The following is a 24191-nucleotide window of genomic DNA, read 5'->3' as shown; positions in this document are numbered from 1 at the left end:
ATTTGGCTGGCGCTCGAGACATGGAGGAGTGGCCGTGGCGGAACAGAGGAACCTCCGACGCCAGCGGAGGAAGACCCGCGAGAAGGCACACGGGATGGGCATCTTCTGGCTGGGCCTGGCCCGCTGGGTGTTCTACCCGCTGACGCACCTGCTGGCGCGCGTCCGCGTGCGCGGGGCGCACCACATCCCGGCCGAGGGCCCCGCGCTGCTCGTGCTCAACCACGTCTCCCACCTGGACCCGGTCTTCGACGCGGTGATGGTTCACCGCGCCGCGCGGGTGCCGCGGTTCATGGCCAAGAACAGCCTGTGGGACGTGCCGGTGCTGCGGAACGTGCTGGTCGGCGTCGAGCAGATCCCCGTCTACCGGGGCACCGCTGACGCGCAGCGGAGCCTGCGCGACGCGCACGCCGGGCTGGAGGGTGGCAAGGTCCTGGTGATCTACCCGGACGGCACCATCACCAAGGACCCCGACGGCTGGCCGATGACGCCCAAGATGGGCGTCGCGCGGCTCGCGCTGACCAACGACGTGCCGGTCATCCCGGCCGCCCGCTACGGGACCCGCGAGATCTACGACCACTACAACAAGAAGTTCCGGCCCTTCCCGCGCAAGACCGTGAACTACGTCTTCGGTGAACCGCTGGACCTGTCGGCCTACCGCGGCGGCGTGGAGCCGGACGTGGAGACGGTCCGCGAGGTCACGCACCTGGCGATGTCCCGGGTCCGCGAACTGCTCGGTGAGATCCGGCAGGAGGAGCCGCCCACCGAGTTCTACGCCCCCGCGCGCAAGAAGAAGGGAACCGATGGCGCAGCCTGAGCGGATCGCGGTGCTGGGCGCCGGATCCTGGGGGACGACGTTCGCGAAGGTCCTCGCCGACGCGGGCAACGACGTCGCCCTCTGGGCGCGGCGCCCGCAGGTCGCGGCGGAGATCAACGAAACCCGTTGCAACAGCGCGTACCTGCCCGGAGTCGAACTGCCCGTCAAGCTGCGCGCCACCGACGACGCGGCCGAGGCGGTGCACGCCGCCGAGTTCGTGGTGCTGGCGGTGCCCAGCCAGACGCTGCGGGAGAACCTCGCCGGCTGGCAGCCGCTGCTGCCGCCGGACGCGACGCTGGTGAGCCTGGCCAAGGGGGTGGAGCTGAGCACCCTCAAGCGGATGAGCCAGGTCGTCGCAGAAGTCGCCGACGTGCCGATGGGACGGGTCGCTGTCGTCTCCGGACCGAACCTGGCCAAGGAGATCGCCGCCGGACAGCCCACCGCGACCGTCGTCGCCTGCCCCGACGAGGAGCGGGCGGTGGCGCTGCAGAAGGCCTCCTTCACGCCGTACTTCCGGCCCTACACCAACACCGACATGGTCGGCATCGAGATCTCCGGTGCCTGCAAGAACGTCATCGCGCTGGCCTGCGGCATCGCCGCAGGGCTCGGGTACGGGCACAACACGATGTCGTCGCTGATCACCCGGGGTCTGGCGGAGACGGCGCGGCTGGGCGTGGCGCTGGGAGCCGACCAGATGACCTTCGCCGGGCTGGCGGGCCTGGGCGACCTGGTGGCGACCTGCTCGTCGCCGTTGTCGCGCAACCGGACCTTCGGCGAGCGGCTGGGCCGCGGGGAGACGCTCGCCCAGGCGCAGGAGGCTGCCCACGGCCAGGTGTCGGAGGGCGTGAAATCCTGCTCCTCGATCCGCCAGCTGGCCGAGCGGCACGGCGTGGAGATGCCCATCACCGACGTGGTGCACCGGGTGTGCCACGAAGGGCTGCAGCCGGGGCCGGCGGCGGCGGAGTTGCTGGGACGCGAGCGCAAGGCCGAATGAATCCGGTCACCGCGCTCGCGCCGATCGCGAGTGCAGGAGTGACCACAGTGGATCTTGGGGAGTTCGGCGACGGAACGCGCGTGGTGCACGGCGGGCACCCGGAACCGGAGGCGGGCTCGCCGCTGCTGCCGGGGCCGGTGTTCGCCGCGCCGTACCACCTCGGCGCGTCCGGTCCGAGCAGCGACTTCTACGGTCGCGCGGGGAACCCCACCTGGCGCGCGCTGGAATCCGCGATCGGCGAGCTCGACGGCGGGCACTGCGTGCTGCTGCCCTCGGGCATGGCCGCGATCAGCACGTTGCTGCGGGCGGTCCTCCGCACCGGCGACAAGCTCGTGCTGCCCTCGGACGGCTACTACGCGACGCGCCAGTTCGTCACCGACGAGCTGACCGAACTCCAGCTCGACGTGCGCGAGATCGCCACGACCGGGCCGTGGACCGACGACGTCTTCGACGGTGCGCGCCTGGTGCTGCTGGAAACCCCGTCCAACCCGGGCGGGGACGTCTGCGACATCGCCGAACTGGCCGGGCGTGCCCACGCCGCGGGAGCGTTGCTGGCGGTCGACAACACCACCGCGACCCCGTTGGGGCAGCGGCCGCTGGAACTGGGCGCGGACGTCGTCGTCGCCAGCGACACCAAGGCCCTGTCCGGGCACAGCGATCTGCTCATGGGACACGTGTCGGTGCGCGACGAGGAGCTCGCGAACCGCCTGGTGCGCGCGCGATCCCTGTCCGGTGCGATCCCCGGCCCGTTCGAGAGCTGGTTGGCGCACCGCAGCATGGGAACCCTCGACCTGCGGTTGTCGCGGCAGGCGGAGAACGCCGCGGCCCTCGTCGAAGCCCTCTCCGGCCACCCGGCGGTGAGCGAGCTGCGCTGGCCGGGCTGGTCGCAGGACCCAGCGCACGCCTTGGCGAGCAAGCAGATGCGCCGCTTCGGCGGGGTGTTCCGCTTCGAGCTCGCCGACGCCGACGCGGTGCAGGCCTTCCTCGGCCGCAGCCGGCTCGTCGTCGCGGCCACCAGCTTCGGCGGCCTGCACAGCACCGCCGACCGCCGAGCCCAGTGGGGCGACCCGGTCCCCGAGGGCTTCGTCCGCTTCTCAGCGGGCTGCGAAGACCCCGACGACCTCGTCCGGGACGTCCTCCAAGCCCTCTCCTGACGCATCGGCGACCGGTGCCGGGGGATCACCGCGGTGGTTCCGGCTCCTGATCACCGGGTGTTCCGGGTTCTGCGGTGGACCCCGGGCTGCGTAGAAGGACTCCCCCTCGGACCAGAGCGCGTGCGACCAGGTGGAAACGGGGGTGCGGTGTGTCGTGACGGCTGCGCCACGCGAGTCTCCTGTCCGTCCGGAACCCCACATCCGGCTCCTGATCACCGGGGACGCACTCGACCAGGCGTGGAGCGCCTCGACGGTCGCGGCGAGTCGTGACCTGGTCGACGGAGGGCTGCGGACCCGAGGCCCTGTCCGAGCCTCGTCCTGACCTCGTCACGCCTCGTTCCGGATGCCGGGGTGACGGATCCCCGGTGATCCGGGTTCGGACGCGACGGCATCGGGATGGAGGGAAGTGCTCGAGGGGCGACCCACCGCCGAGACCGGCGCATCGGCACCTCGAGGGCCTACCGGTGCGTGACGAGTCGTGGGTTCGCAGGGGGTGCTCAGGGGCCGAAAGCCCGGTCGAGGACGTCTTCCGAGCTCCTTCGGCGCTTGGGCACCCTGGGGTGCGCCGACCGCGGTGGTCGGGGTTCGGGTGCAGGTGTGGTCCGTGCCGCTCCCGGGGAACCCCTGCCGGCGCGTGGTGCGGACCACCCGGCCGCGAGGGCGGGTGGGAACACCGCCGCGACCCGGAGCTCTCACCCCGACGGGTGTGAAGTGCGTCGCGGGTCGTGGGGACGCGGTGCGGATCTGGTTGACGACGGGGAGGGGCGCTGGTTCAGTACGTGGCGTGTTGAAGCGTGCGTTCACCGGCCGACGGGGTCACATCGACCTGCACCGCGTCGCCAGCGCGCTCTGTTCCTGTTCTTCGTGTTGATCGAACCTCGCACTCCTCTCCGGGTTGATCGCGGCGCCCTCGCGCGCCTGCGCCCCGGGGTCAGCTCACGATCTCCGAAGGACTCCACCGTGTTCGCCGTTCCGCCCAACACCGTTGCCGCACCAGCTGACCTGAGCACCGCGCACCCGGCTCGCATCGCCCGTGAGTTCGCCGCCGACCGCGGCTCCTGGGCGCACCTGCTCCGCTACGACGCCGACGAGCGCTGGGCCGGGCTGCTCGCCCGCACCGACGCCTACGAGGCGTGGCTGCTGAGCTGGTTGCCCGGCCAGCACACCGACCTGCACGACCACGGCGGTGCCACCGGCGCTTTCACCGTGGTGCAGGGCAACCTGACCGAGCGGGTCGCCCGCCCCGGCCACGCCGAGGTCCTGCACTCGCTGGCGGTCGGCCAGTCGCGCGTGTTCGGCCCGCACTACGCGCACCAGGTCAGCAACCTCGGCGTCGACCCGGCGGTGACCATCCACGTCTACCGCCCGCAGCGGGCCAACCGCACGATCCAGGGCTGAGCCGCTCACCTCCTGCGCAGGACGTGCTCCGGGACGGGCAGTTCCGCGACGAGGTCGGAGGCGGGCACTGGCTCGCCCCAGGTCCGGTGCAGCGGGAGGACACCGGCCCAGACCTCGTTCGCCTCGACGTCCTCGGGGTCGTCGCCGGGGTCGGCGTTCCGGATCTTGACCGACGCCTCGCCGAGGTCCAGCGCCAGCACCGTGGTGGCGGCGAGCTCCTTCCGGTTCGGGTGCCGCGCGTAGTCCCACGACCCGGGCGCGAGGTGCTCGGTGATCGCCCGCAGGGCTTCCCAGCGTTCGTCCGGGTCCTCGACGCGCCGGACCCGGCCGTGGATCACCGCTGACCGGTAGTTCATCGAGTGGTGCATCATCGCCCGCGAGTAGACGACGCCGTCCACGAGGGTCACCGACACGCACACCTCGTCGGCTTCTCGCAGGCTTCGCGCCCCGGTCGACCCGTGCAGGTAGAGCGTGTCGTCGCGACGTCCGTAGCCGGTGGGCAGCACCCGTGGCGCTCCGTCGACGACCAGGGCGAGGTGGCAGACCAGCCCGGCGTCGAGGGTCGCGTGCAGGTCGGCGCGGTCGGTGCGCGCCCGGTGGGCGCCGCGGCGGACGGTGGACCGTTCGGTGGGGGAGAGCTGCGAAGTCACGTCGCCAGCATCGCCCGCACGAGTGGCATCATCGAAGTGCCAATCAGGGAGAATCCCGAAATGCCACATGACGTGCCCGCGGCCAGCTCGCCGCTGCTGGAACTGCCGATCGACCTGCACCGGGACGCCGATCTGCCGCTCGCGGTGCAGCTCGCCGACGCGTTGCGGCACGCAGCCACCATCGGCCAGCTGCGCGGCGGCGACCGCTTGCCGTCGACGCGCGCCCTGGCTCGGCACCTGTCCGTGAGCCGGACCGTCACCGCCGCCGCCTACGAGCAGTTGCACGCCGAGGGCTGGATCGTCGGACGCCGCGGCTCGGGCACCTTCGTCACCACCAGCCCGCCCGGCGCCCGCACCGACGCCGTGCCGCCACCCGTCCTGGAACCGCCGCACGCCGAGCGGCCGATGGTGCAGCTGTTCGCCGGAGTCCCCTGGGCCGACGGCCTCGACCGCGCCGCGTGGCGCCGCGCGTGGCGCGCCGCCGCCGACACCGCGCCCGACCTGCGCCCGCAGCGCGCCGGGCTGCTCAGCTACCGCGAGGCCGTCGTGGAACACCTGCTGCGGCACCGGGGTCTGGTGCCCGGCGGGTGGACCGCGGAGAACGTGCTGGCCACCGGCGGGACCAGCACCGCCCTCGGCGAGCTGGCCGCCGCGGTGCTGCCGCGCGGAGCGAAGGTCGCCGTCGAGGAACCCGGCTACCAGCGCGCGGTCGGTGCGCTGAAGGCGGCAGGCATCGAGGTCGTTGCCGCGCCGGTCGACCACTCCGGACTGGTCGTCGAGGACGTCCCGAGGGGAGTCGCGGCCGTCTACTGCTCGCCCGCGCACCAGTTCCCCATCGGCGGGAGGTTGCCCGCCGAACGCCGCATCGCCCTCATCGAGCGCGCCCGCGACGAGGACTGGCTCATCGTCGAGGACGACTACGACGGCGAACTCCGCTACGACGTCGCCCCGCTCCCGGTGCTGGCCTCGATGGCTCCGGACGTCGTGGTGCACCTGGGCACCACCAGCAAGATCCTCACCCCCACGCTCGGCGTCGGCTGGATGCTGGCGGCCGAACCGATCACCAGCGCTGTCCAGCGGCACCGCGAGCGCATCGGGCAAGGGCCGGCGCTGGCGGGCCAACGCGTGCTGGTGGAACTCGCGCGGCACGGGGACCTCGGGCGCCACTTGCGACGGTTGCGCCGCGAGCTGTCGCAGCGCCGCGCCCTCGTCGTCGACTCCCTCGCCGCGGAGGGCATCGAGGTCTTCGGCGACCGCGCGGGGGCCCACGTGGTGCTGCCGCTGCCCGACGCCGAGACCGAGCGGCGCGTGCTGGACCGAGGTGCCGAGGAAGGGCTCGTGCTCGACGGGTTGCGACGCCACCACGACGGGCCCCAGCGGTGGTGCGGACTGGCCCTCGGCTACGCCGCCTGCAGCCGCCACGAACTCGAATCCGCCCTGCCCGTCGTGGCCGAGTTGTGCCGCAGGACGGACGGGTGAACGCCGAGACCGCATCGTGTCGCTCGCGAGAGGGCTTCGTGGAACGACCGGAGCCGGCCCGGGGTATGGTCCCGCCCATGACTTCGCGCAAGACCCGGGTGGCCGTCGTTTTCGGCGGGCGCAGCACCGAGCACGGCATCTCCTGCGTCTCCGGTGGCAGCGTGCTCGCCCACCTGGACCAGGACCGTTTCGAGATCGTGCCGGTGGGCATCACCCAGGAAGGCGCTTGGGTGCTCGGCACCGACGACCCGAAGCAGCTGGAGATCCGGGACCGCAAGGAACCCCAGGTCGTCTCCGGCACCGCGCTGGCCCTGCCGGGGGACCCGACGCGCCAGGAGCTGGTGCTGCTCGAACCCGGCAAGGGCGGCGAAGTGCTCTCGGGTGTGGACGTCGTCTTCCCGGTGCTGCACGGCGCTTTCGGTGAGGACGGCACCATCCAGGGCCTGCTGGAGATGGCCGACGTCCCCTACGTGGGGCCGGGCGTGCTCTCCAGCGCGGTGTCGATGGACAAGGAGTACACGAAGAAGCTGCTCGCGGCCGAAGGTCTCGAGGTCGGCACCTACGAAGTCCTGCGCCGCGGCCAGGGAACGCTGACCGACGCGCAGCGCGAGCGGCTCACCCTGCCGGTGTTCGTCAAGCCCGCGCGCGCCGGCTCGTCGCTGGGCATCACCAAGGTCACCGACTGGGCCGACCTGGACGAGGCCATCACCGAGGCCCGGCGCACCGACCCGAAGGTCATCATCGAGAGCGGCGTGACCGGCCGCGAGATCGAGTGCGGCGTGCTGGAGTTCCCGGACGGCCGGGTCGAGGCCTCTCAGCCCGCCGAGCTGCGGGTCACCGGTGAGAGCGACTGGTACGACTACGAGTCGAAGTACCTCGACGACGTCACCGAGTTCGACCTGCCCGCCAAGATCAGCGACGAGCACACGGCCCAGCTGCGCGACATGGCGGTCCGCGCCTTCGCCGCCCTGGAGTGCCAGGGCCTGGCCCGCGTCGACTCCTTCCTCTCCGACGAGGGCCACCTGATCATCAACGAGGTCAACACGATGCCGGGCTTCACGTCGATCTCGCTGTACCCGCGGATGTGGGCGCACAGCGGCATCGACTACCCGACTCTGCTGACCACCCTCATCGACACCGCTCTGGCCCGGGGCACCGGCCTGCGCTGACCCCGCGCCCGGGAGCGACGACCGCGGTCCTCGCTCCCGGTGCGGTCCGGTCAGGGGAAGACGGGCTGCTCGGGCAGCTTCTGGCCGATGAGGTTCGACAGGTCCTGCAGCGGCCCGGTGCCGATGTCGGCGGGCGCGCTGAGGGCGACGTAGACCGGGCGGTCGACGGCCAGCCACGAGGAGTCGCCACCCTGGTTGATCTCCAGCCAGCTGACCCCGGAGACCTCCACCAGCGGCGAGGTCGGCGTCAGCTCGGCCGGGGCGTCGATGCCGCAGCGCACGGTGATCGGGTCGTGACCGGCGTCGCCCCACGCGACGGTGGCGGCCGGCGCGGGTTCCGCCAGCGGCCTGCGCGGCACCGGCGTCCCCTCGACGGTCAGCGCCGCGGGCAGCGCGGACATCACCGAGGCGCACTCCGGGGACTGCGCCTCAGGGGCCGGGATCGGCGCTGCCGCGAGCGGCCCGGTCCGGCGCGCGGCCGCGGCGGCCTCGGCCTCTTCCCGCATCCGCTGCTCGCCGTACCAGCCGTACAGGCCGACACCGGCCACCCCGGCGGCCAGCAGCACACCCAGCGCGATCGCGATGATCAGAACCGGTTTCGGAACGCCGGTTCCCTCGTTCTCCACCACGTTCCCCACTACAGCACCACGGGCCGGTCCGTCCGGAGGAGGGGTACCTCAGAGGTGAACCACCGGACACGTCAGCGTCCGGGTGATGCCCTCGACGTTCTGGATCTTGGCGACGACCATCTTGCCGAGGAGGTCGACGTTCTCGGCTTCGGCGCGCACGATGACGTCGTACGGGCCGGTGACGTCCTCGGCGCTGATGACGCCGGGGGAGCCGGCGATCTCGCCGGCGACGGCGGCCGCCTTGCCGACCTCGGTCTGGATGAGGATGTATGCCTGTACCACGGCGTGCCCCTTCGTCTAGCCCATGTGCTCGGGGTAGGAAACTGGCAGAAAGCTACCCCATCTGACCGAGCTGATGCTCAAGGAAGGAAGGTCCCAGTTGGGTCCTGACTCGTCCCAGGAACCACTGACCATTTCCCAGGTGGGTGAGTTCGACCTCATCGATCGCGTGACGTCTGGTCGCGAGCAGTCGCCGGGCACGGTGCTCGGCCCCGGCGACGACGCGGCTGTGCTGGCCGCCCCGGACGGCCGGGTGGTGGCCACCACCGACGTGCTCGTGGAGCAGGTCCACTTCCGTTTCGACTGGTCGACGCCACACCAGGTGGGGCGCAAGGCGGTCGCGGTGAACCTCTCCGACATCAACGCGATGGGCGCGGTTCCCACCGGGCTGCTGGTCGGTCTGGGCTGCCCGCCCGACACCCCCGCGGCGACGGTCGACGAACTCGCTGACGGCCTGTGGGAAGAGGCACAGCAGGCCGGGATCGGGATCGCCGGGGGCGACATGGTGTCGTCGCCGTCACTGACGATCTCGATCACAGCCCTCGGCGATCTGGAGGGGCGGGAGCCCGTCACCCGCTCCGGAGCTCGGCCGGGTGACGTCGTCGCGGTCGCCGGTCGGCTCGGCTGGTCCGCAGCGGGCTTAGCCGTGCTGGGGCGCGGGTTCCGCTCACCGGTCGCCGTCGTCGGGGCGCACCGCGTGCCCGAACCGCCGTACGGCGCCGGGCCGCGCGCCGCCCTCGCGGGCGCCACGTCCATGGTGGACACCTCCGACGGCCTGCTGGCCGACCTCGGGCACATCGCCGCCGCCTCGGGGGTCGCCATCGACCTGCGCGTGGAGCAGGTCGAGGTCCCGCAGCGGCTCGTCGAAGTCGCCTCGGCCCTCGGCGCCGACGCCCGCCACTGGGTGCTCACCGGTGGGGAGGACCAGGCCCTGGTCGCCACCTTCCCGGCCGACAGCCCCCTGCCGCCCGACTTCCGCGAGATCGGCGTCGTGGCGGAAGGTTCGGGCGTCACCCTCGACGGGCAGCCTTACGACGGGCCCACAGGCTGGGAACACTGGCGCTGATCCTTCGCTGATGGCTCGTCCTGCGTGGCGGTGCGGCTGGCAGGACCTGGGCGGCTCCGTGGCTCCGTGCGCCGCTCCTTGAGCAGGTCTGCGCAGCGGCGTCGCGGCGTACTCGCCACGACGCCGCTCAGGACCTGGGGCGGTGCGGGTCAAGTCCTTCACCTGGGGAAGCGGCTGTCGCCGCGGGCCGCCTGGTTCCTGGGGCGGTGCGGGTCGAGTCCTTCACTTGGGGATCGGCTGTCGCCGCGGGCCGACCGTGAACGAAAGGGCCCCCTGGCTTGCCAGGGGGCCCTTCCAGATGTGGTGGTGTCGGCGTCAGTTCGCCGGTGCCGCCGCGGGGGCGTCCTGCATCAGCGGCTTCTTCGCGGTCTCCTTCATGAGCAGGATCGGCACCATGGCGACCAGTGCCGCGCCCATCAGGTAGAAGGCGGGGAAGTAGCTGTTGCCGGTGCTGGTCACGACGGAGTCGTTGATCAGCGGCGCAGTGCCACCGAAGGCGGCGGTGGAGATGTTATAGCCCACCGAGAAGGCCGCGTAGCGGACCTTGGTCGGGAACATCGCCGGCAACGTCGCGGCCAACGGCCCGATCAGCTGCACGTGCCCGATCGCCAGCAGACCCAAGCCCAGGATCGTCGTCATGACCGTCCCCTGGCCGATCAGCCAGAACGCCGGAACCGGCAGCACCAGGAAGCAGATCGCTGCGGACAGGAACAGCGGCTTGCGGCCGACCCGGTCCGACAGCGCGCCCACGGGCGTGATGAGGACCAGCATGAACACGACCGTCAGCAGCAGCGGCACCAGCACCTGGTGCTCCTGCCCTTCGGGCACGTGGAGCGTGTCCGAGAGGTAGGTCTCCATGTAGGTCAGGATCGTGTAGTTGGCGACGTTGATGAGGATCACGATGCCCATCAGGATCAGCAGCTGGCGCCACCAGTCGCGGATCAGGTCCCGCAGCGGGGACTTGGCGACCTGGTGGGTGTTCTCCAGCTGCTTGAACGCCGGAGTGTCCTCCAGCTTGGACCGGAGGTACAGGCCGACGCCGCCCAGCGGACCGGCGATGAGGAACGGGATCCGCCAGCCCCAGCTCTCCATCGAACCGCTGTCGAGGGTGAGGATCAGGATGGTCGGCACCAGCGCACCGAGCCCGAACCCGACCAGGGTGCCGAATTCCAGCCAGCTGCCCCAGAAGCCGCGCTTGCGGTCGGGGGCGTACTCGGCGATGTAGGTCGCGGCCCCGCCGTACTCACCACCGGTGGAGAAGCCCTGGACCAACCGGCACAGCAGCAACAGCATCGGTGCGAACAGGCCGATCATCCCGTATGTCGGCAGCAGGCCGATGACGAACGTGGAGCCCGACATCAGCAGGATCGTCACCGCGAGGACCTTCTGCCGGCCGATCCGGTCCCCGAGAGGACCGAAGAACAGGCTGCCCAGCGGGCGGAACAGGAATGAGATGGCGAAGACGCCGAACGCGGAGATGGTCTCCCAAGGGCCGGGGAAGAACTGGTGTCCGACGTAGGCTGCCACGTACGCGTAGACGCCGAAGTCGTACCACTCCGTGCAGTTGCCGATCGCCGCGGCGCCAACAGCGCGGCGCAGCAACGACTTCTGCTCGGCCTCTGTTTCGGCTGTTTCCTGAGAAGTCATGATTGTGCGGCCCACCTCCGGGTGTTGTCTCCACGGCCGTGGTCATTTTGGAACTTCGCCAGAACCTAGCCGAGTGACCATGGTGTGGCCACCAAAAGCACGACATCAGGCATTTCCACGTTATTTCCTCCATGCGAAACCGCACGCCGGGCGAGCGGGAAAGGCGCTGCCGGAGCGTCACCGATTTGACAGGGGGATTTCCGCGATGACGGGCGCAAATGGCACTTTCGGAGTAGTTCCGGTTACGCATGTGAGGTAACTCGCGATCACCGTTACCTCATCGGTATGTGACCTGTAACACTCGCGGGTGAAGTGGGGTTGCGCGACAGGCGCGCGGTGTCGATCGCTAACCTGCTCCGCATGGCAGCACGTCCACTGCACGAAACCGTCGAGGCCGGTTGGGCGGAAGCGCTCTCACCGGTTGCGGACCAGATAGCGGCGATGGGGGACTTCCTGCGCGCCGAGGTCGCCGAAGGCCGCACGTACCTGCCTGCGCCCGAGAACGTGCTGCGGGCCTTCCAGCAGCCGTTCCACGACGTGCGGGTGCTCATCGTCGGGCAGGACCCCTACCCGACGCCGGGGCATCCGGTTGGGCTCAGCTTCTCCGTCGCGCCGGGCGTGGCGCCGCCGCGCAGCCTGGTCAACATCTTCCGGGAGTACTGCGACGACCTCGGTCACCCCAAGCCCTCCAGCGGTGACCTCACCCCGTGGACCGAGCGCGGCGTGCTGATGCTCAACCGCGCGCTCACCGTCAGCCCCGGCAAGCCGGGGTCGCACCGGGGCAAGGGCTGGGAGCAGGTCACGGCCCAGGCGATCAGGGCGCTGGCCGACCGCGAAGAGCCGCTGGTGGCGATCCTCTGGGGACGCGACGCGCGGGACCTGCGGCCGCTGATGCCCGGCGTGGAGTGCGTCGAGTCCCCGCACCCGAGCCCGATGTCGGCGGACCGGGGCTTCTTCGGGTCGAAGCCGTTCAGCCGCGCCAACGAGATCTTGGAGCGGAAGGGCTGGGAGCCCATCGACTGGAAGCTTCCCTGAGGACCCCGCGAACCGGGTCCGGCCGGTTCGCGGGTGCTCCAGGCAGGGGCGGTCCGGGAGGGAGCCGCCCCCCGGACAGCAGAAAACCCCGAGGCGATACCACCCCGGGGCTCCTAGCGAAGAACGATCCTCAGCCGCGGACGACCTTGCCGGCCTTCATGCACGACGTGCAGACGTTCATGCGCTTGCGCTGGGACAGACCGATCTTGGCGTGCACGGTCTGAATGTTCGGGTTCCACCGGCGCTTGGTCTTCCGGTGGGAGTGCGAGACCGAGTTGCCGAAGCCTGGTCCCTTGCCACAGACGTCGCAGACGGCAGCCACGTCAGACACCCCTTACTTTGCTTGAGCGGTCACAGCGATGAGAGCCCCGCGTTCGTGCCGCACCACAACGGAGAGGCACTGTCGGGAGCGCTTCCTGCTCACCGCCGTGCGGCGGCCTGAGCCCGGAGAACCCGGTTGCCCGGGGTCATCGCCACCCTGGGACCGGATCAGTCTAGCCCACCGCTACCTGCGCCTTCCGAGGTGGGGGCCGATGTGCGGCGGAGCACCGCGGCGCGGCTGACTGCGGATAGTCTCGGGTCCGACCGATCGTAGCTGCGTGGGAGGTCCCGGGTGTTGCGGACGCTGAACGCGGCGGCTGCCCGCCGCTGGGCGGACCTGGCCCTGTCGGCGCTGGCCGCCGAGCGCGAGACGATCGACCGGATCAACGTCTTCCCGGTCGCCGACGGCGACACCGGCACCAACCTGCTGCAGACGATGCGCTCGGCGGTGCGCACGCTGGACGAAGCCGCTCCGGACACGCTCGGCGGCGTGCTGTCCGCGCTGTCCAAGGGGGCGCTCGGAGGCGCGTGCGGCAACTCCGGGATGTTGTTGTCGCAGGCCATCAGGGGTCTGTCCGAGCAGCTGCAGGACGCGGTGACCGCGGACGGCGCGGCGCTGGGCGAGGCGCTGCTGCGCGCGGAAGGCCTGGCCCGGCAGGCGGTCGCGGAGCCGCAGGAGGGCACCGCGCTGTCGGTGCTGCGCGGGGCTGCCGCCGGCGGTCAGGGCTCGGACGACCTGGTCGAGGTGGTGCGCGGCGCGACCCGCGCGGCTGTCGAGGCGCTGGCCGCCACCCCGTCCCAGCTGCCGGTGCTCTCCGAAGCAGGCGTGGTCGACGCCGGTGGTCGGGGCGTGGTGCTGCTGCTCGACGCGCTGCACGCGGTGGTCTGCGACGGGGAGTGGCTGGCCCCGGACCTTCCGGTGCCTGCGGAGTCCGACCTGCTGGAGCACGAGTCGAGCTTCGACTACGAGGTCATGTACATGCTCACCGACACCGAGGCGCCGCGTGCCGAGGCGTTGCGCGAGCGGCTGGCCGAACTCGGTGACTGCGTGTCGGTGGTCGGGGACGGCTCCGGGTCGTGGGCGGTGCACGTGCACTGCGACGACATCGGCGGAGCGGTCGAGTCGGGCATCGAGAGCGGGCGCGTGCACCGCATCAAGGTGACCCGGTTCGCGGACCAGCAGGCCGCGTACGCCCGCGACGTGGCGGTGCTGGCGTGCGTGCCGGGGGAGGCGCTCGGCCGGCTCTTCACCGCCGAGGGTGCCGACGTGCTGGTCAGCGGCTCGTTGCCGGTGCCGGCCGAGCTGCGGGAGGCCTTCGCCGGCACCGGTGCCGCGCACGTGGTGGTGCTGCCCAACGACCTGGACACCGCGCTGGTGGTGGAACGCGTGGTCACCGACCTGCCGAAGGACTCACCGGAGGTCGTCGTGGTGCCGACGGCCTCACCGGTGCAGGGCTTGGCCGCGCTCGCGGTCCACGACCCGAACCGGCGCCGCGCGGACGACCAGGTCGCGATGGCCGAGGCCGCTGCGGCCACCCGGCGCGGGGAGCTCTACGTCGCCGACGCCGAAGCGCTGACCTGGGTCGGGCGCTGCCGTCCTGGAGACATCCTGGGGTTGATCGACGGAGAGGTCGTGCTCATCGGCGAAGACCTCGCCGGCACGGCCCGGGAGCTGCTGACCCGGATGCTCACCACCGGCGGCGAGCTGCTCACCGCGCTGGTCGGTGACAACACCCCGGTTGAGCTGCCCGGGGAGCTGTCCGCTCACCTGCGCCGCGAGCACCCCGAGGTGGAGGTGGTCAGCTATCCGGCCGGCGCGTTGGACGCCCTGCTGCTGATCGGCATCGAGTAGTCGCCTCCTGACCAGGGGAGCCTCCCGTCCGGGAGGTTCCCCGCGGTCGAGCGCGCTTCTCAGATGAGTATGATGGTGCTAGTTTTATTAGCACCATGTTGCTCTCGTTGGACCTTGAGGACGAGCGTCCGCTGCACGAGCAGGCAGCCGACGCCATCCGCCGCGCCATCGCGGACGGGGAGGTCGGGCCGGGTGACCGGCTCCCACCCGCCCGCGACCTGGCCGACGCGATGCGCATCAACGCCAACACCGTGCTGCGGGCGTTGCGGCAGCTGCGCGCCGAAGGACTGCTGGAGTTCCGGCGCGGGCGCGGCGTGACCGTGCTGCACCGCCCCGACCCGGAAGCGGCGCTGCGCGGGCAGCTGCGCGACCTGCTGGCCGAGGCGCGACGCCGCGGCTTCACCACCGCCGACCTGACGCGGTGGATCGAGGAGGAGATGTGAACCCCCGGAAGACCTTCCTGGCCGTCTCGCTGACCTGGACGGTCGTCGCGACGGTTGCTCTCGTGGCACCGCTGGTGCTGCTGCGCGACCGGCTCCCCGACCCCGTGGCCACCCACTTCACCGGTGCCGGTGTTCCCGACGGGTCGATGTCGCACGCGGTGTTCCCGCTGGTCGTGCTCCCCGGGTGGCTGCTGGCGGCGGCGTTCGGCGTGGTCGGCGGGGCGGTCGGCAAGCGCCGGGCGCAGCGAGCCGGGTCCGCCGCCCTGCTCGCTGCCACGGCCGTCTTCTTCGGCAGCCTGGTCCTCTCCACGGTGGGGGCCAACCTCGACCACGTCGACTGGCGGGACGCCCGGCTGCCGCTGTGGCACGTGCTCGTGGTGCTGCTGGCATCTGCGGCGGCGGGCGGCGTCGGGTGGCTGCTCGGCAACCGCGGGCCGGACGAGGGCGACGCCGGACCAGCACCCCAGAGCGGCGAGCTCGACCTGGCACCCGGGCAGCGCGCGGTGTGGGTCTCCTCGGTGACCAGCCCGGTCCTCGTCGTGACCGGCTCCGCGGTGCTGGTGGTCGGCGTGGTGGTGGCCGCGCTCGGGAGCTGGCAGGCCGCGCTGCCCGAGCTGTTCGCGGGAGTCGTCGTGACGGCGCTGTCGACTGCGCGGGTCCGCGTCGACGAGCGCGGGGTGCACACCACCTTCGGACCGCAGCGCTTCCCCACGCGCCGGATCCGGCTGGAGCAGATCAGCAGCGCCGGCGTCGCCCGGCACCGCGCCCTCGCCGTCGGCGGCTGGGGCTACCGGGTCTTACCCGCCACCACCGCGATCATGTTGCGCGGCGGCGAGTGCCTGGTGCTGCGCCTGACCTCGGGCCGCGACTTCGTCATCAGCGTCGACAAGCCCGAACGCGGCGCGGAACTGGTCAACGCGCTGCTGGCGGAACGCTCCGCGATGTGAGCACGGGAACTCCCCCTGGTCGGCGGTGGAGGGGAACGTCCCTCTCACCAGTGCAGGGGAACTCTCCTGCCGCGAAGCCCCGGAGTTCCCGCCCACGGGCGGAGGGTCCTCAACGCGTGAACCGGAAGTTCCCTCCACGCGTAGATGGGAACGTCCCTCTCACCCGTGCTCGAGAAGCCTCCGCGGGTGGAGGGGATCCTTCCTGTCACCGGTGCGCGTCGGCGCGGGTCCTCGGACGGTCCGGTGGCGGGTGGCGCTAATCTCGAGGCGACGTCGTCGAGGGAGCCAGCAGTGCGAGTCCGGAGCCGGTACCTGTGGTTGATCACCGGCTGGACGCTGCTCGTGGCCGTGCTGATGCTGACCGTGCCGATGGCGGTGCGGGCTCGGTTGCCCGAACCGATCGCCGTCGAGTGGACCTCGACCGGGACGCCGGAGAGCTCCAGCTCGCTGCGCGATTTCCTGCTCAGCAAGCTGGTGTGGTGGCTGGTGGTGGCGGCGGTGTGGAGCGCGCTGGTGCTGCGCGGTGTGCTGCGCGAGCGCGGCGCTGCGCTGACCGGGGCGGTGCTGGCGGTCTTCGGTTGGGTGGTGCTGGGAACGGTGGTGCTGACCACGGTGGCCAACCTGGACGCGCCGGACTTCCGCGACGCCACCCAGCTGGATGGTGAAGGCTGGTTGCTGCTCGGCGCGTTGCCCGTCGCGTGGGCGGGCTGGCGGTTCGGTGGCCGGGAGGCCGTCGGTGCTGCCGAGTAGCTTCGCGGTGCTGACCGAGTACGCAGGCGGAGGACTGCCGTGACCACATTGGACGCCAAGCTCGACCGGTTGTTGGGGGCCAAGACCGGCAAGGCGCTCGAGTCCGCGCTGGGGCTGGTCACCGTCGGCGACCTGCTGCGCCACTACCCCCGCCGCTACGCCGAACGCGGCGAGCTGACCGCGATCGCCGGACTGGAGCTCGGCGAGCACGCGACCGTGCTGGCCAAGGTCGAGCGGGTCACCAAGCGGTCCATGAAGTCCCGCCGCGGCACGATCGTCGAGGCCCGCATCACCGACGGGCACCGCTCCCTGACGTGCACGTTCTTCAACCAGGCCTGGCGCGAGCGGGAACTGGTCCCCGGCAAGCGCGGCATGTTCGCGGGCAAGGTCACCGCTTTCCGCGACCAGCTGCAGCTGGCTCACCCCGAGTACCACCTGTTCGACTCGGACGCCACGGACGTGGGGGCCGCCGCCGAGGAGTTCGCGGGCGCGCTGCTGCCGGTCTACCCGTCGGCGCAGGGCCTCCCGTCGTGGTCGATCGCGCGCTGCGTGAGCCAGGTCCTCGACGTTTGGGACGGCACCGACGACCCGCTGCCGGCCGAGCTCCGGGACCGCCTGGGCATGACCTCGCTCGAGGACGCACTGCGCAAGATCCACCGCCCGCAGAACTTCGGCGAGGTCGCCGCCGCGCAGGAACGGCTCAAGTGGGACGAGGCGCTGGCGATCCAGCTCACGCTCGCCCAGCGCCGCAGCGCCGCCCAGTCGCACCCGGCGCCGGTGTGCCGGAGCCGCGACGACGGGGTGCGGGCGGCCTTCGACGAGCGGATGCCGTTCGAGCTGACCGCGGGCCAGCGGGAGATCGGCGAGCAGATCGCTGCCGACCTGGGCACCGAGCACCCGATGAACCGGTTGGTCCAGGGCGAGGTCGGCAGCGGTAAGACGGTGGTCGCGCTGCGCGCGATGCTGCAGGTCGTCGACGCCGGTCGGCAGGCGGCGATGCTCGCGCCCACCGAGGTGCTGGCCGCGCAGCACGCGCGTTCGCTGCGCGAGATGCTCGGTGACCTGGCCATGGCCGGTGAGCTGGGCGCGGCCGAGAGCGCGACCCGGGTGACCTTGCTGACCGGGTCGCTGACGGCCGCGCAGCGGCGCGAGGCGATGCTGCAGGCGGCCTCCGGGGAGGCCGGGATCGTGGTCGGCACGCACGCGTTGATCCAGGACAAGGTCTCCTTCGCCGACCTCGGGCTGGTCGTGGTCGACGAGCAGCACCGCTTCGGCGTCGAGCAGCGCGACGCCCTGCGCGCTCGCGCGGGGGAGGAGACCGCGCCGCACGTGCTGGTGATGACGGCGACGCCGATCCCGCGCACGGTGGCGATGACGGCCTACGGCGACCTGGAGACCTCCGCGCTGCGCGAGCTCCCGCAGGGACGGTCGCCGATCAGCAGCAGCGTGGTGCCGGTGTCGGAGAAGCCCGCGTGGTTGGACCGGGCGTGGGCGCGCATCCACGAGGAGGTCGCCGCCGGCCACCAGGTGTACGTGGTGTGCCCGCGGATCGGTGACGACGAGGAGAGCTCGGGCAAGGGCGGCAAGTCCTCGAAGAAGTCCACTGTGGATGACGGTGACGGGGAGGAGCCGCCGCCGGAGGACGGTGGCGCGCAGCGGCGGCCGCCGGTGGCGGTGGTGGACGTCGCCGAGCAGCTGGCCGCCGGGCCGCTCTCCGACCTGCGACTGGGGGTGCTGCACGGCCGGCTGGCGCCCGACGACAAGGACGCGGTGATGCGCTCCTTCGCCGCGGGTGAGCTGGACGTCCTGGTGGCGACCACGGTGATCGAGGTCGGCGTGAACGTGCCGAACGCGACCGTCATGGTGATCATGGACGCGGACCGGTTCGGCGTGTCGCAGCTGCACCAGCTGCGCGGCCGGGTCGGCCGGGGCAGCGCGCCCGGGCTGTGCCTGCTGGTCACCGAGGCGATGGGCGGCACCACGACCCGCGAGCGGCTGGACGCGGTCGCCTCGACCACCGACGGGTTCGAGCTGGCGCGGCTGGACCTGGAGCTGCGGCGGGAGGGCGACATCCTGGGTGCCGCCCAGTCGGGCCGGAAGTCCGGGTTGAAGATGCTCTCGCTGCTGCGCGACGAAGAGGTCATCGCCCAGGCCCGCGAGGAGGCGGACCGGTTCGTCGCGGCCGACCCGGAGCTGCGGGAGCACTCGGGATTGGCGCGCATGGTGTCGGAGGTCGTCGACGAGCAGCGCGCGGAGTACCTCGAGAAGTCGTGATCGCCCGGGCGGGATCTCGCATGTTGGGCAGTCCTGCCGGAATTTCCTCTCGACGTGGTTCCGGGCGTGTCGGGCGCGAAGCGGCCGAGATCGACTGCGCGTGTCCGCGAGATGACCTCCCGGTGTCGAATAGGCGAGCGAAACTTCCCCGGCCGAGAAGTTCTCTAGATTTTCTTCTGGCCACGCCTTGTGCGCGTCCAGCGTTTAGGCTGGTCACAAGGGGTCCCGAGGTCTTCATCACCTGACGGGTTCTCCCGTTGCGGGGAATTTTCGCGGTAGTGTCTTCCACACCGACCGACGCCTGTTATCCGAGGGAGCCGGCATGTTCCGCAAGGTGCTCGTCGCGAACCGCGGCGAGATTGCGATTCGCGCTTTTCGCGCCGCCTACGAGCTGGGAGCGGGGACCGTCGCGGTCTTCCCGCACGAAGACCGCAACTCGTTGCACCGGCTGAAAGCCGACGAGTCGTACGAGATCGGCGAAGCCGGCCACCCGGTCCGCGCGTACCTCTCCGTCGACGAGATCATCAACGCCGCACGTCAGGCAGGTGCCGACGCGGTGTACCCGGGCTACGGCTTCCTCTCGGAGAACCCCGAGCTGGCCGAGGCCTGCCACGAAGCCGGCATCACCTTCGTGGGACCGCGCCAGCAGATCCTCGAGATGACCGGCAACAAGGCCACCGCCGTCAACGCCGCGCGCGAAGCCGGCGTACCGGTGCTCGACTCCTCCGAGCCGTCGCAGGACCTCGACGCGCTGCTGTCCGCCGCCGAGGGCATGACCTTCCCGGTCTTCGTCAAGGCGGTCGCCGGGGGTGGCGGTCGCGGCATGCGCCGCGTCGACGCCCCGGCCGGGCTGCGCGAAGCCCTGGAAGCGGCCATGCGCGAAGCCGAATCCGCGTTCGGCGACCCGACGGTCTTCCTGGAGCAGGCCGTGGTCAACCCGCGGCACATCGAGGTGCAGATCCTCGCCGACGGCCACGGCAACGTCGTCCACCTCTTCGAACGCGACTGCTCGGTGCAGAGGCGCCACCAGAAGGTCATCGAGATCGCCCCGGCGCCGAACCTCGACCCGGAGCTGCGGGAGCGGATCTGCGCCGACGCCGTCGCCTTCGCCCGCAAGATCGGCTACGTCAACGCCGGCACCGTGGAGTTCCTCGTCGACGAGCGCGGCAACCACGTCTTCATCGAGATGAACCCGCGCATCCAGGTCGAGCACACCGTGACCGAAGAGGTCACCGACGCCGACCTCGTCCAGTCGCAGCTGCGCATCGCCGCCGGTGAGACGCTCGAGGACCTGGGGATGACCCAGGACGCGATCCGGCTGCGCGGTGCGGCCCTGCAGTGCCGCATCACCACCGAAGATCCGGCCAACGGGTTCCGCCCCGACACCGGCATGATCAGCGCCTACCGCTCGCCGGGTGGCGCGGGCATCCGCCTCGACGGCGGCACCGCCTTCGCGGGCACCAGCATCAGCGCGCACTTCGACTCGATGCTGGTCAAGCTCTCCTGCCGGGGCCGCGACTTCCAGACCGCGGTGGCGCGCGCCCGCCGAGCCCTCGCCGAGTTCCGGATCCGCGGCGTCGCGACGAACATCCCGTTCCTGCAGGCGGTGCTGGACGACGAGGACTTCGGCGCGGGCCGCGTCACGACCTCGTTCATCGACGAGCGCCCGCACCTGCTCACCGCCCGGCACTCCGCCGACCGCGGCACCCGGCTGCTGAACTACCTCGCCGACGTCACGGTCAACAAGCCCAACGGCTCGCGCCCGAGCGCGGCGGACCCGAGCTTCAAGCTCCCCGAGATCGACCTGACCGCCACCCCGCTGCCCGGCACCAAGCAGAAGCTCACCGAGCTCGGCCCGGAGGGCTTCGCGCGGTGGATGCGCGAGGCCAACAACGTCGGTGTCACCGACACCACCTTCCGCGACGCCCACCAGTCGCTCCTGGCCACCCGGGTGCGCAGCAAGGACCTGCTGGCCGTCGCGCCGCACGTGGCCCGCATGACGCCGGACCTGTTCTCGGTCGAGTGCTGGGGCGGCGCCACCTACGACGTCGCGCTGCGGTTCCTCGCAGAGGACCCGTGGGAGCGGCTGGCCAAGCTGCGGGAAGCGATCCCGAACATCTGCTTGCAGATGCTGCTGCGCGGTCGCAACACCGTCGGCTACACGCCGTACCCGACGGAGGTGACCGACCACTTCGTGCAGGAGGCCACCGACACCGGCATCGACATCTTCCGGATCTTCGACGCGCTCAACGACGTCGAGCAGATGCGCCCGGCCATCGAAGCGGTGCGCAACACCGGGAAGTCCATCGCCGAGGTCGCGCTGTGCTACACCGCTGATCTGTCCAACCCGGACGAAAAGCTGTACACACTGGACTACTACCTGCGCCTGGCGGAGCAGATCGTCGACGCCGGTGCGCACGTGCTGGCCATCAAGGACATGGCGGGGCTCCTGCGCCCGCCGGCCGCGGCGAAGCTCGTCTCCGCGTTGCGCCAGGAGTTCGACCTGCCCGTGCACCTGCACACCCACGACACCCCGGGCGGGCAGCTGGCCACCTACATGGCCGCGATCCAGTCCGGTGTGGACGCCGTGGACGCGGCGACCGCGTCGATGGCCGGTACCACCTCGCAGCCCGCGCTGTCCTCGCTGGTCGCGGCCACCGACTACACCGACCGCACGACCGGCCTCGACCTGGAAGCCGTGTGCGACCTCGAGCCGTACTGGGAGTCGGTGCGCAAGATCTACCAGCCCTTCGAAGCCGGGCTGGCCTCGCCGACCGGCCGGGTCTACTCCCACGAGATCCCCGGCGGTCAGCTGTCCAACTTGCGCACCCAGGCCGTTGCGCTCGGACTCGGCGACAAGTTCGAGGAGATCGAGGCCATGTACGCCGCCGCGGACCGGATCCTCGGCAGGCTGGTCAAGGTCACCCCGTCCTCGAAGGTCGTCGGCGACCTGGCGCTGCACCTGGTCGGCGCTGGCGTCGACCCGTCCGACTTCGAAGCCGACCCGCGCAAGTTCGACATCCCGGACTCGGTGATCGGGTTCCTGCAGGGCGAGCTGGGCGACCCGCCCGGTGGGTGGCCGGAGCCGTTCCGCACCCGCGCGCTGGAAGGCCGCACCACGACCCGCAAGGTCGCCGAACTGTCCACCGAGGACCGCGACGGGCTCGTCAACGACCGTCGCAACACGCTGAACCGGCTCATGTTCGCCAAGCCCACCAAGGAGTTCCAGGAACACCGGGACGCCTACGGCGACACCTCGTTGCTGCGCAGCAAGGACTTCTTCTACGGCCTCAAGCCCGGGGAGGAGTACTCGGTGGACCTCGAGCCCGGTGTGCGACTGCTCCTCGGGCTGGAAGCGATCAGCGAGCCCGACGAGCGCGGCATGCGCACCGTGATGGCGGTGCTCAACGGGCAGCTGCGGCCCATCCAGGTCCGGGACCGCTCGGTGGCCAGCGACCTGCCGGTCGCGGAGAAGGCCGACCGCGGCAACCCCGGCCACGTCCCAGCCCCTTTCGCCGGCGTGGTGACGCTCGCGGTCGCCGAGGGTGACGCGGTCGACTCCGGCCAGACGGTGGCGACGATCGAAGCCATGAAGATGGAGGCCGCGATCACCGCCCCGCAGGGCGGCCAGGTCAAGCGCCTCGCCATCGGCTCCGTGCAGCAGGTCGAGGGTGGCGACCTGATCCTCGAGATCGGCTGATCCCCTTCGCCGGACCCCTGGGAACGGGCCGCTCCTCCTCGGAGGGGCGGCCCGTTCGTCATCCGATGCGGTGAACACGCCGGAACGAGGCAACAGGAGGGAACTGACCGCCCGTGTCGTCGTTAGCGGAACAGGACGCGATCGAGACATGGGGGACGTGAATGCGCAAGCGGTTCATGTCGAGCGCGTGGGCGCTCGTGGCTGCCGGCCTGCTCGCCGGCAGCGGTGCGGCTTCAGCCGACGTGCAGCAAGTCGACTGGCGCAACGCCGAATTCGAAGTACCTGAAGTGGGATCGTGCCCGCGGCAAGTCGTCTCGTTCACCGACGGCGCCGGGGAAGCGGGAGACCACGTCTACCGGTTCGCGCCGGACAAGCCGATCGGCTTCGCCGACGTCACCGGTGAAGGGGTCGAGGACGCGCTGATCCTGGTGGAGTGCGGGCCCCGCGATGCGGAGTACTCCCGGGCGCTGATCGGCATGACCACGGACCCGGGCGGCACCGAGCCGCAGACGCTGGGCACCGTGGTCAGCCCGCCGGTGTGGACGCAGGTGCCCGAGGAGTACCAGGTGTTCCACGGCGACATCGCCGTGTGGATCACCGACTTCGACACCGGACAGGGGCACACCGAGCACTACCGCTGGGCTTCCTCGGCCAAGGCGTTCGTGCGGATCGACGGTCAATAACCGGCCTCGGACCAGGAAGCCAGGATGCCGGTGACCTGTTCCCGCTGTTGCGGGGACAGGACACCGGCCGGTGGCCGCACGCCCGCCCCGCACAGGCCCTGCTGCGCCAGCGCCTCCTTGACCACCGCGACGTTGCAGGCGGTGGCGTCCGCGGCGCGCATCTCCTCGAACGGAGCGATGAGCGACCACAACCGCTGGACGCGGGCCTGATCGCCCGCACGCAGGGCGGCGAGGTAGTCGAGCGAGAGCTTCGGGGCCACGTTGACCCCGCCCGAGGTGAACCCGGCCGCGCCCAGCGGCCAGAACGCCGGTGCCCAGCGCTCGGCCAACCCGCACGACCAGGCGACCCGGTCTTCGCCCAGCGTGGCGCAAAGCTCGCCGAATCGCGGCGGGTCGGCCACCGCGTACTTCACGCCGACCACGTTCGGGCAGGCGTCGAACAACGCGCCCAGCGCGTCGGCGCCAACGCGGGGGTCCTTGACGTAGAGCACGAAAGCGAGACCGGGCGCGGACTGCGCGATCTGGCGGTTGTAAGCCACCCACCCCGCCACCGACTGGTGGGGGTGCACCGGCTGGTGCAGCATCGCCAGCGACGCACCGAGCTGCTGAACCGCCACCGCCATGTCCTGGGCCGTGGCGATGTCGTAGCCGATGCCCGGCATCACCACCGAACCACCCGCCGCGGCCGCGGTCACCTCGTTGGCGCGCTGCCACTCGTCGCGGGACAGCGCGTAGAACTCGCTGGTGTTGCCGTTGGGTGTGATCACCTGCACCCCGGCCTCGGCCATCCGCGCCACGACCGCCTCGTAACCGGGCCAGTCCGGGGCGACCGTGCCGTCGAAGGGGGTCACGGTGATCGCGGTGACCCCGTGCAGCGCTTCGACGCTGGTGGGCATCGCTCCTCCGC

Annotated in this window: 21 protein-coding genes; 15 read left to right on the top strand and 6 right to left on the bottom strand. The window is 71.3% G+C overall.

The features are described from left to right. The first annotated feature begins 34 nt into the window (after positions 1–34). The 4 genes from EIL87_RS14625 (at position 35) to EIL87_RS14610 (ending at position 4360) form a co-directional block, all read left to right on the top strand. Entirely contained in the window at positions 35–814 is a 780-nt protein-coding gene (locus EIL87_RS14625; RefSeq protein ID WP_125091063.1) for a lysophospholipid acyltransferase family protein, read from the top strand. Further along, positions 801–1808 (top strand): NAD(P)H-dependent glycerol-3-phosphate dehydrogenase, encoded by a 1008-nt coding sequence (locus EIL87_RS14620; RefSeq protein ID WP_125091062.1) that lies wholly within the window; start codon positions 801–803, stop codon positions 1806–1808. The genes EIL87_RS14625 and EIL87_RS14620 overlap by 14 nt, the downstream gene beginning before the upstream one ends. 38 nt (positions 1809–1846) lie before the next feature. Further along, positions 1847–2962 carry a cystathionine gamma-lyase gene (locus EIL87_RS14615; RefSeq protein WP_233576247.1) on the top strand — a complete coding sequence of 372 codons (1116 nt, stop codon included), beginning with the start codon at positions 1847–1849 and terminating at the stop codon, positions 2960–2962. A gap of 960 nt (positions 2963–3922) precedes the next feature. Beyond that, positions 3923–4360: a cysteine dioxygenase gene (locus EIL87_RS14610; RefSeq protein WP_125091060.1), complete on the top strand. Its 438-nt coding sequence runs from the start codon at positions 3923–3925 to the stop codon at positions 4358–4360. Between the two features lie 5 nt (positions 4361–4365). Here the strand turns inward: EIL87_RS14610 and EIL87_RS14605 are convergent, their stop codons facing one another. Next, a complete protein-coding gene (locus EIL87_RS14605; protein ID WP_233576246.1) occupies positions 4366–5010 on the bottom strand; it encodes a pyridoxamine 5'-phosphate oxidase family protein in 645 nt (214 codons plus the stop codon). Positions 5011–5070: 60 nt separating this feature from the next. Between EIL87_RS14605 and pdxR the strand changes: the two genes are divergently transcribed. After that, positions 5071–6489 (top strand): MocR-like pyridoxine biosynthesis transcription factor PdxR, encoded by a 1419-nt coding sequence (pdxR, locus tag EIL87_RS14600; RefSeq protein WP_125091058.1) that lies wholly within the window; start codon positions 5071–5073, stop codon positions 6487–6489. A gap of 77 nt (positions 6490–6566) precedes the next feature. Further along, positions 6567–7658, top strand: a complete 1092-nt coding sequence (locus tag EIL87_RS14595; protein WP_125091057.1) for a D-alanine--D-alanine ligase family protein — start codon at positions 6567–6569, stop codon at positions 7656–7658. A 50-nt stretch (positions 7659–7708) separates the two neighbouring features. Here EIL87_RS14595 and EIL87_RS14590 read toward each other — a convergent pair whose 3' ends face one another. Both EIL87_RS14590 and EIL87_RS14585 read right to left on the bottom strand, forming a co-directional pair. Beyond that, a complete protein-coding gene (locus EIL87_RS14590) occupies positions 7709–8296 on the bottom strand; it encodes a DUF3515 domain-containing protein (RefSeq protein ID WP_233576245.1) in 588 nt (195 codons plus the stop codon). A 39-nt stretch (positions 8297–8335) separates the two neighbouring features. Continuing rightward, the gene (locus EIL87_RS14585; protein WP_125091056.1) at positions 8336–8569 is read right to left on the bottom strand and encodes an Lrp/AsnC ligand binding domain-containing protein; all 234 of its coding nucleotides are present in this window, start codon (positions 8567–8569) and stop codon (positions 8336–8338) included. A 73-nt stretch (positions 8570–8642) separates the two neighbouring features. Between EIL87_RS14585 and EIL87_RS14580 the strand changes: the two genes are divergently transcribed. Next, entirely contained in the window at positions 8643–9632 is a 990-nt protein-coding gene (locus EIL87_RS14580) for a thiamine-phosphate kinase (protein ID WP_199740412.1), read from the top strand. Between the two features lie 315 nt (positions 9633–9947). Here EIL87_RS14580 and EIL87_RS14575 read toward each other — a convergent pair whose 3' ends face one another. After that, positions 9948–11279 carry an MFS transporter gene (locus EIL87_RS14575; RefSeq protein ID WP_125091054.1) on the bottom strand — a complete coding sequence of 444 codons (1332 nt, stop codon included), beginning with the start codon at positions 11277–11279 and terminating at the stop codon, positions 9948–9950. A gap of 360 nt (positions 11280–11639) precedes the next feature. Here EIL87_RS14575 and EIL87_RS14570 point away from each other — a divergent pair, with 360 nt between their 5' ends. After that, positions 11640–12314: a uracil-DNA glycosylase gene (locus EIL87_RS14570; protein WP_125091053.1), complete on the top strand. Its 675-nt coding sequence runs from the start codon at positions 11640–11642 to the stop codon at positions 12312–12314. Between the two features lie 130 nt (positions 12315–12444). Here the strand turns inward: EIL87_RS14570 and rpmB are convergent, their stop codons facing one another. Beyond that, complete coding sequence (rpmB, locus tag EIL87_RS14565) at positions 12445–12636, bottom strand: 50S ribosomal protein L28 (protein ID WP_010305739.1); 192 nt, start codon at positions 12634–12636, stop codon at positions 12445–12447. Positions 12637–12927: 291 nt separating this feature from the next. Between rpmB and EIL87_RS14560 the strand changes: the two genes are divergently transcribed. The 7 genes from EIL87_RS14560 (at position 12928) to EIL87_RS14530 (ending at position 23284) form a co-directional block, all read left to right on the top strand. Next, complete coding sequence (locus EIL87_RS14560) at positions 12928–14487, top strand: DAK2 domain-containing protein (protein WP_125091052.1); 1560 nt, start codon at positions 12928–12930, stop codon at positions 14485–14487. Positions 14488–14582: 95 nt separating this feature from the next. Then, entirely contained in the window at positions 14583–14930 is a 348-nt protein-coding gene (locus tag EIL87_RS14555) for a GntR family transcriptional regulator (protein WP_199740411.1), read from the top strand. Continuing rightward, complete coding sequence (locus tag EIL87_RS14550) at positions 14927–15877, top strand: DUF1648 domain-containing protein (protein WP_158628646.1); 951 nt, start codon at positions 14927–14929, stop codon at positions 15875–15877. Before EIL87_RS14555 ends, EIL87_RS14550 begins: the two co-directional genes overlap by 4 nt. Positions 15878–16168: 291 nt before the next feature. Further along, on the top strand, positions 16169–16627 hold the full coding sequence (locus EIL87_RS14545; RefSeq protein WP_125091050.1) for a hypothetical protein: 459 nt from the start codon (positions 16169–16171) through the stop codon (positions 16625–16627). A 39-nt stretch (positions 16628–16666) separates the two neighbouring features. After that, positions 16667–18901, top strand: coding sequence for an ATP-dependent DNA helicase RecG (gene recG, locus EIL87_RS14540; protein WP_125091049.1), 2235 nt, complete (start codon positions 16667–16669; stop codon positions 18899–18901). 322 nt (positions 18902–19223) lie between these two features. Further along, positions 19224–22601, top strand: coding sequence for a pyruvate carboxylase (locus tag EIL87_RS14535; RefSeq protein ID WP_125091048.1), 3378 nt, complete (start codon positions 19224–19226; stop codon positions 22599–22601). Positions 22602–22762: 161 nt separating this feature from the next. Continuing rightward, positions 22763–23284: a hypothetical protein gene (locus EIL87_RS14530; protein ID WP_125091047.1), complete on the top strand. Its 522-nt coding sequence runs from the start codon at positions 22763–22765 to the stop codon at positions 23282–23284. Here the strand turns inward: EIL87_RS14530 and EIL87_RS14525 are convergent. Then, a complete protein-coding gene (locus EIL87_RS14525) occupies positions 23278–24180 on the bottom strand; it encodes a dihydrodipicolinate synthase family protein (RefSeq protein ID WP_125091046.1) in 903 nt (300 codons plus the stop codon). The two genes, EIL87_RS14530 and EIL87_RS14525, sit on opposite strands and share 7 nt — an antisense overlap. Positions 24181–24191: the final 11 nt, after the last annotated feature.

Origin of the sequence: Saccharopolyspora rhizosphaerae, from assembly GCF_003931915.1 — a bacterium.
Taxonomy (GTDB): Bacteria; Actinomycetota; Actinomycetes; order Mycobacteriales; family Pseudonocardiaceae; genus Saccharopolyspora; species Saccharopolyspora rhizosphaerae.
Note: the sequence above shows the minus strand (reverse complement) of the source record. Positions and strands in the feature narration are given on the sequence as shown.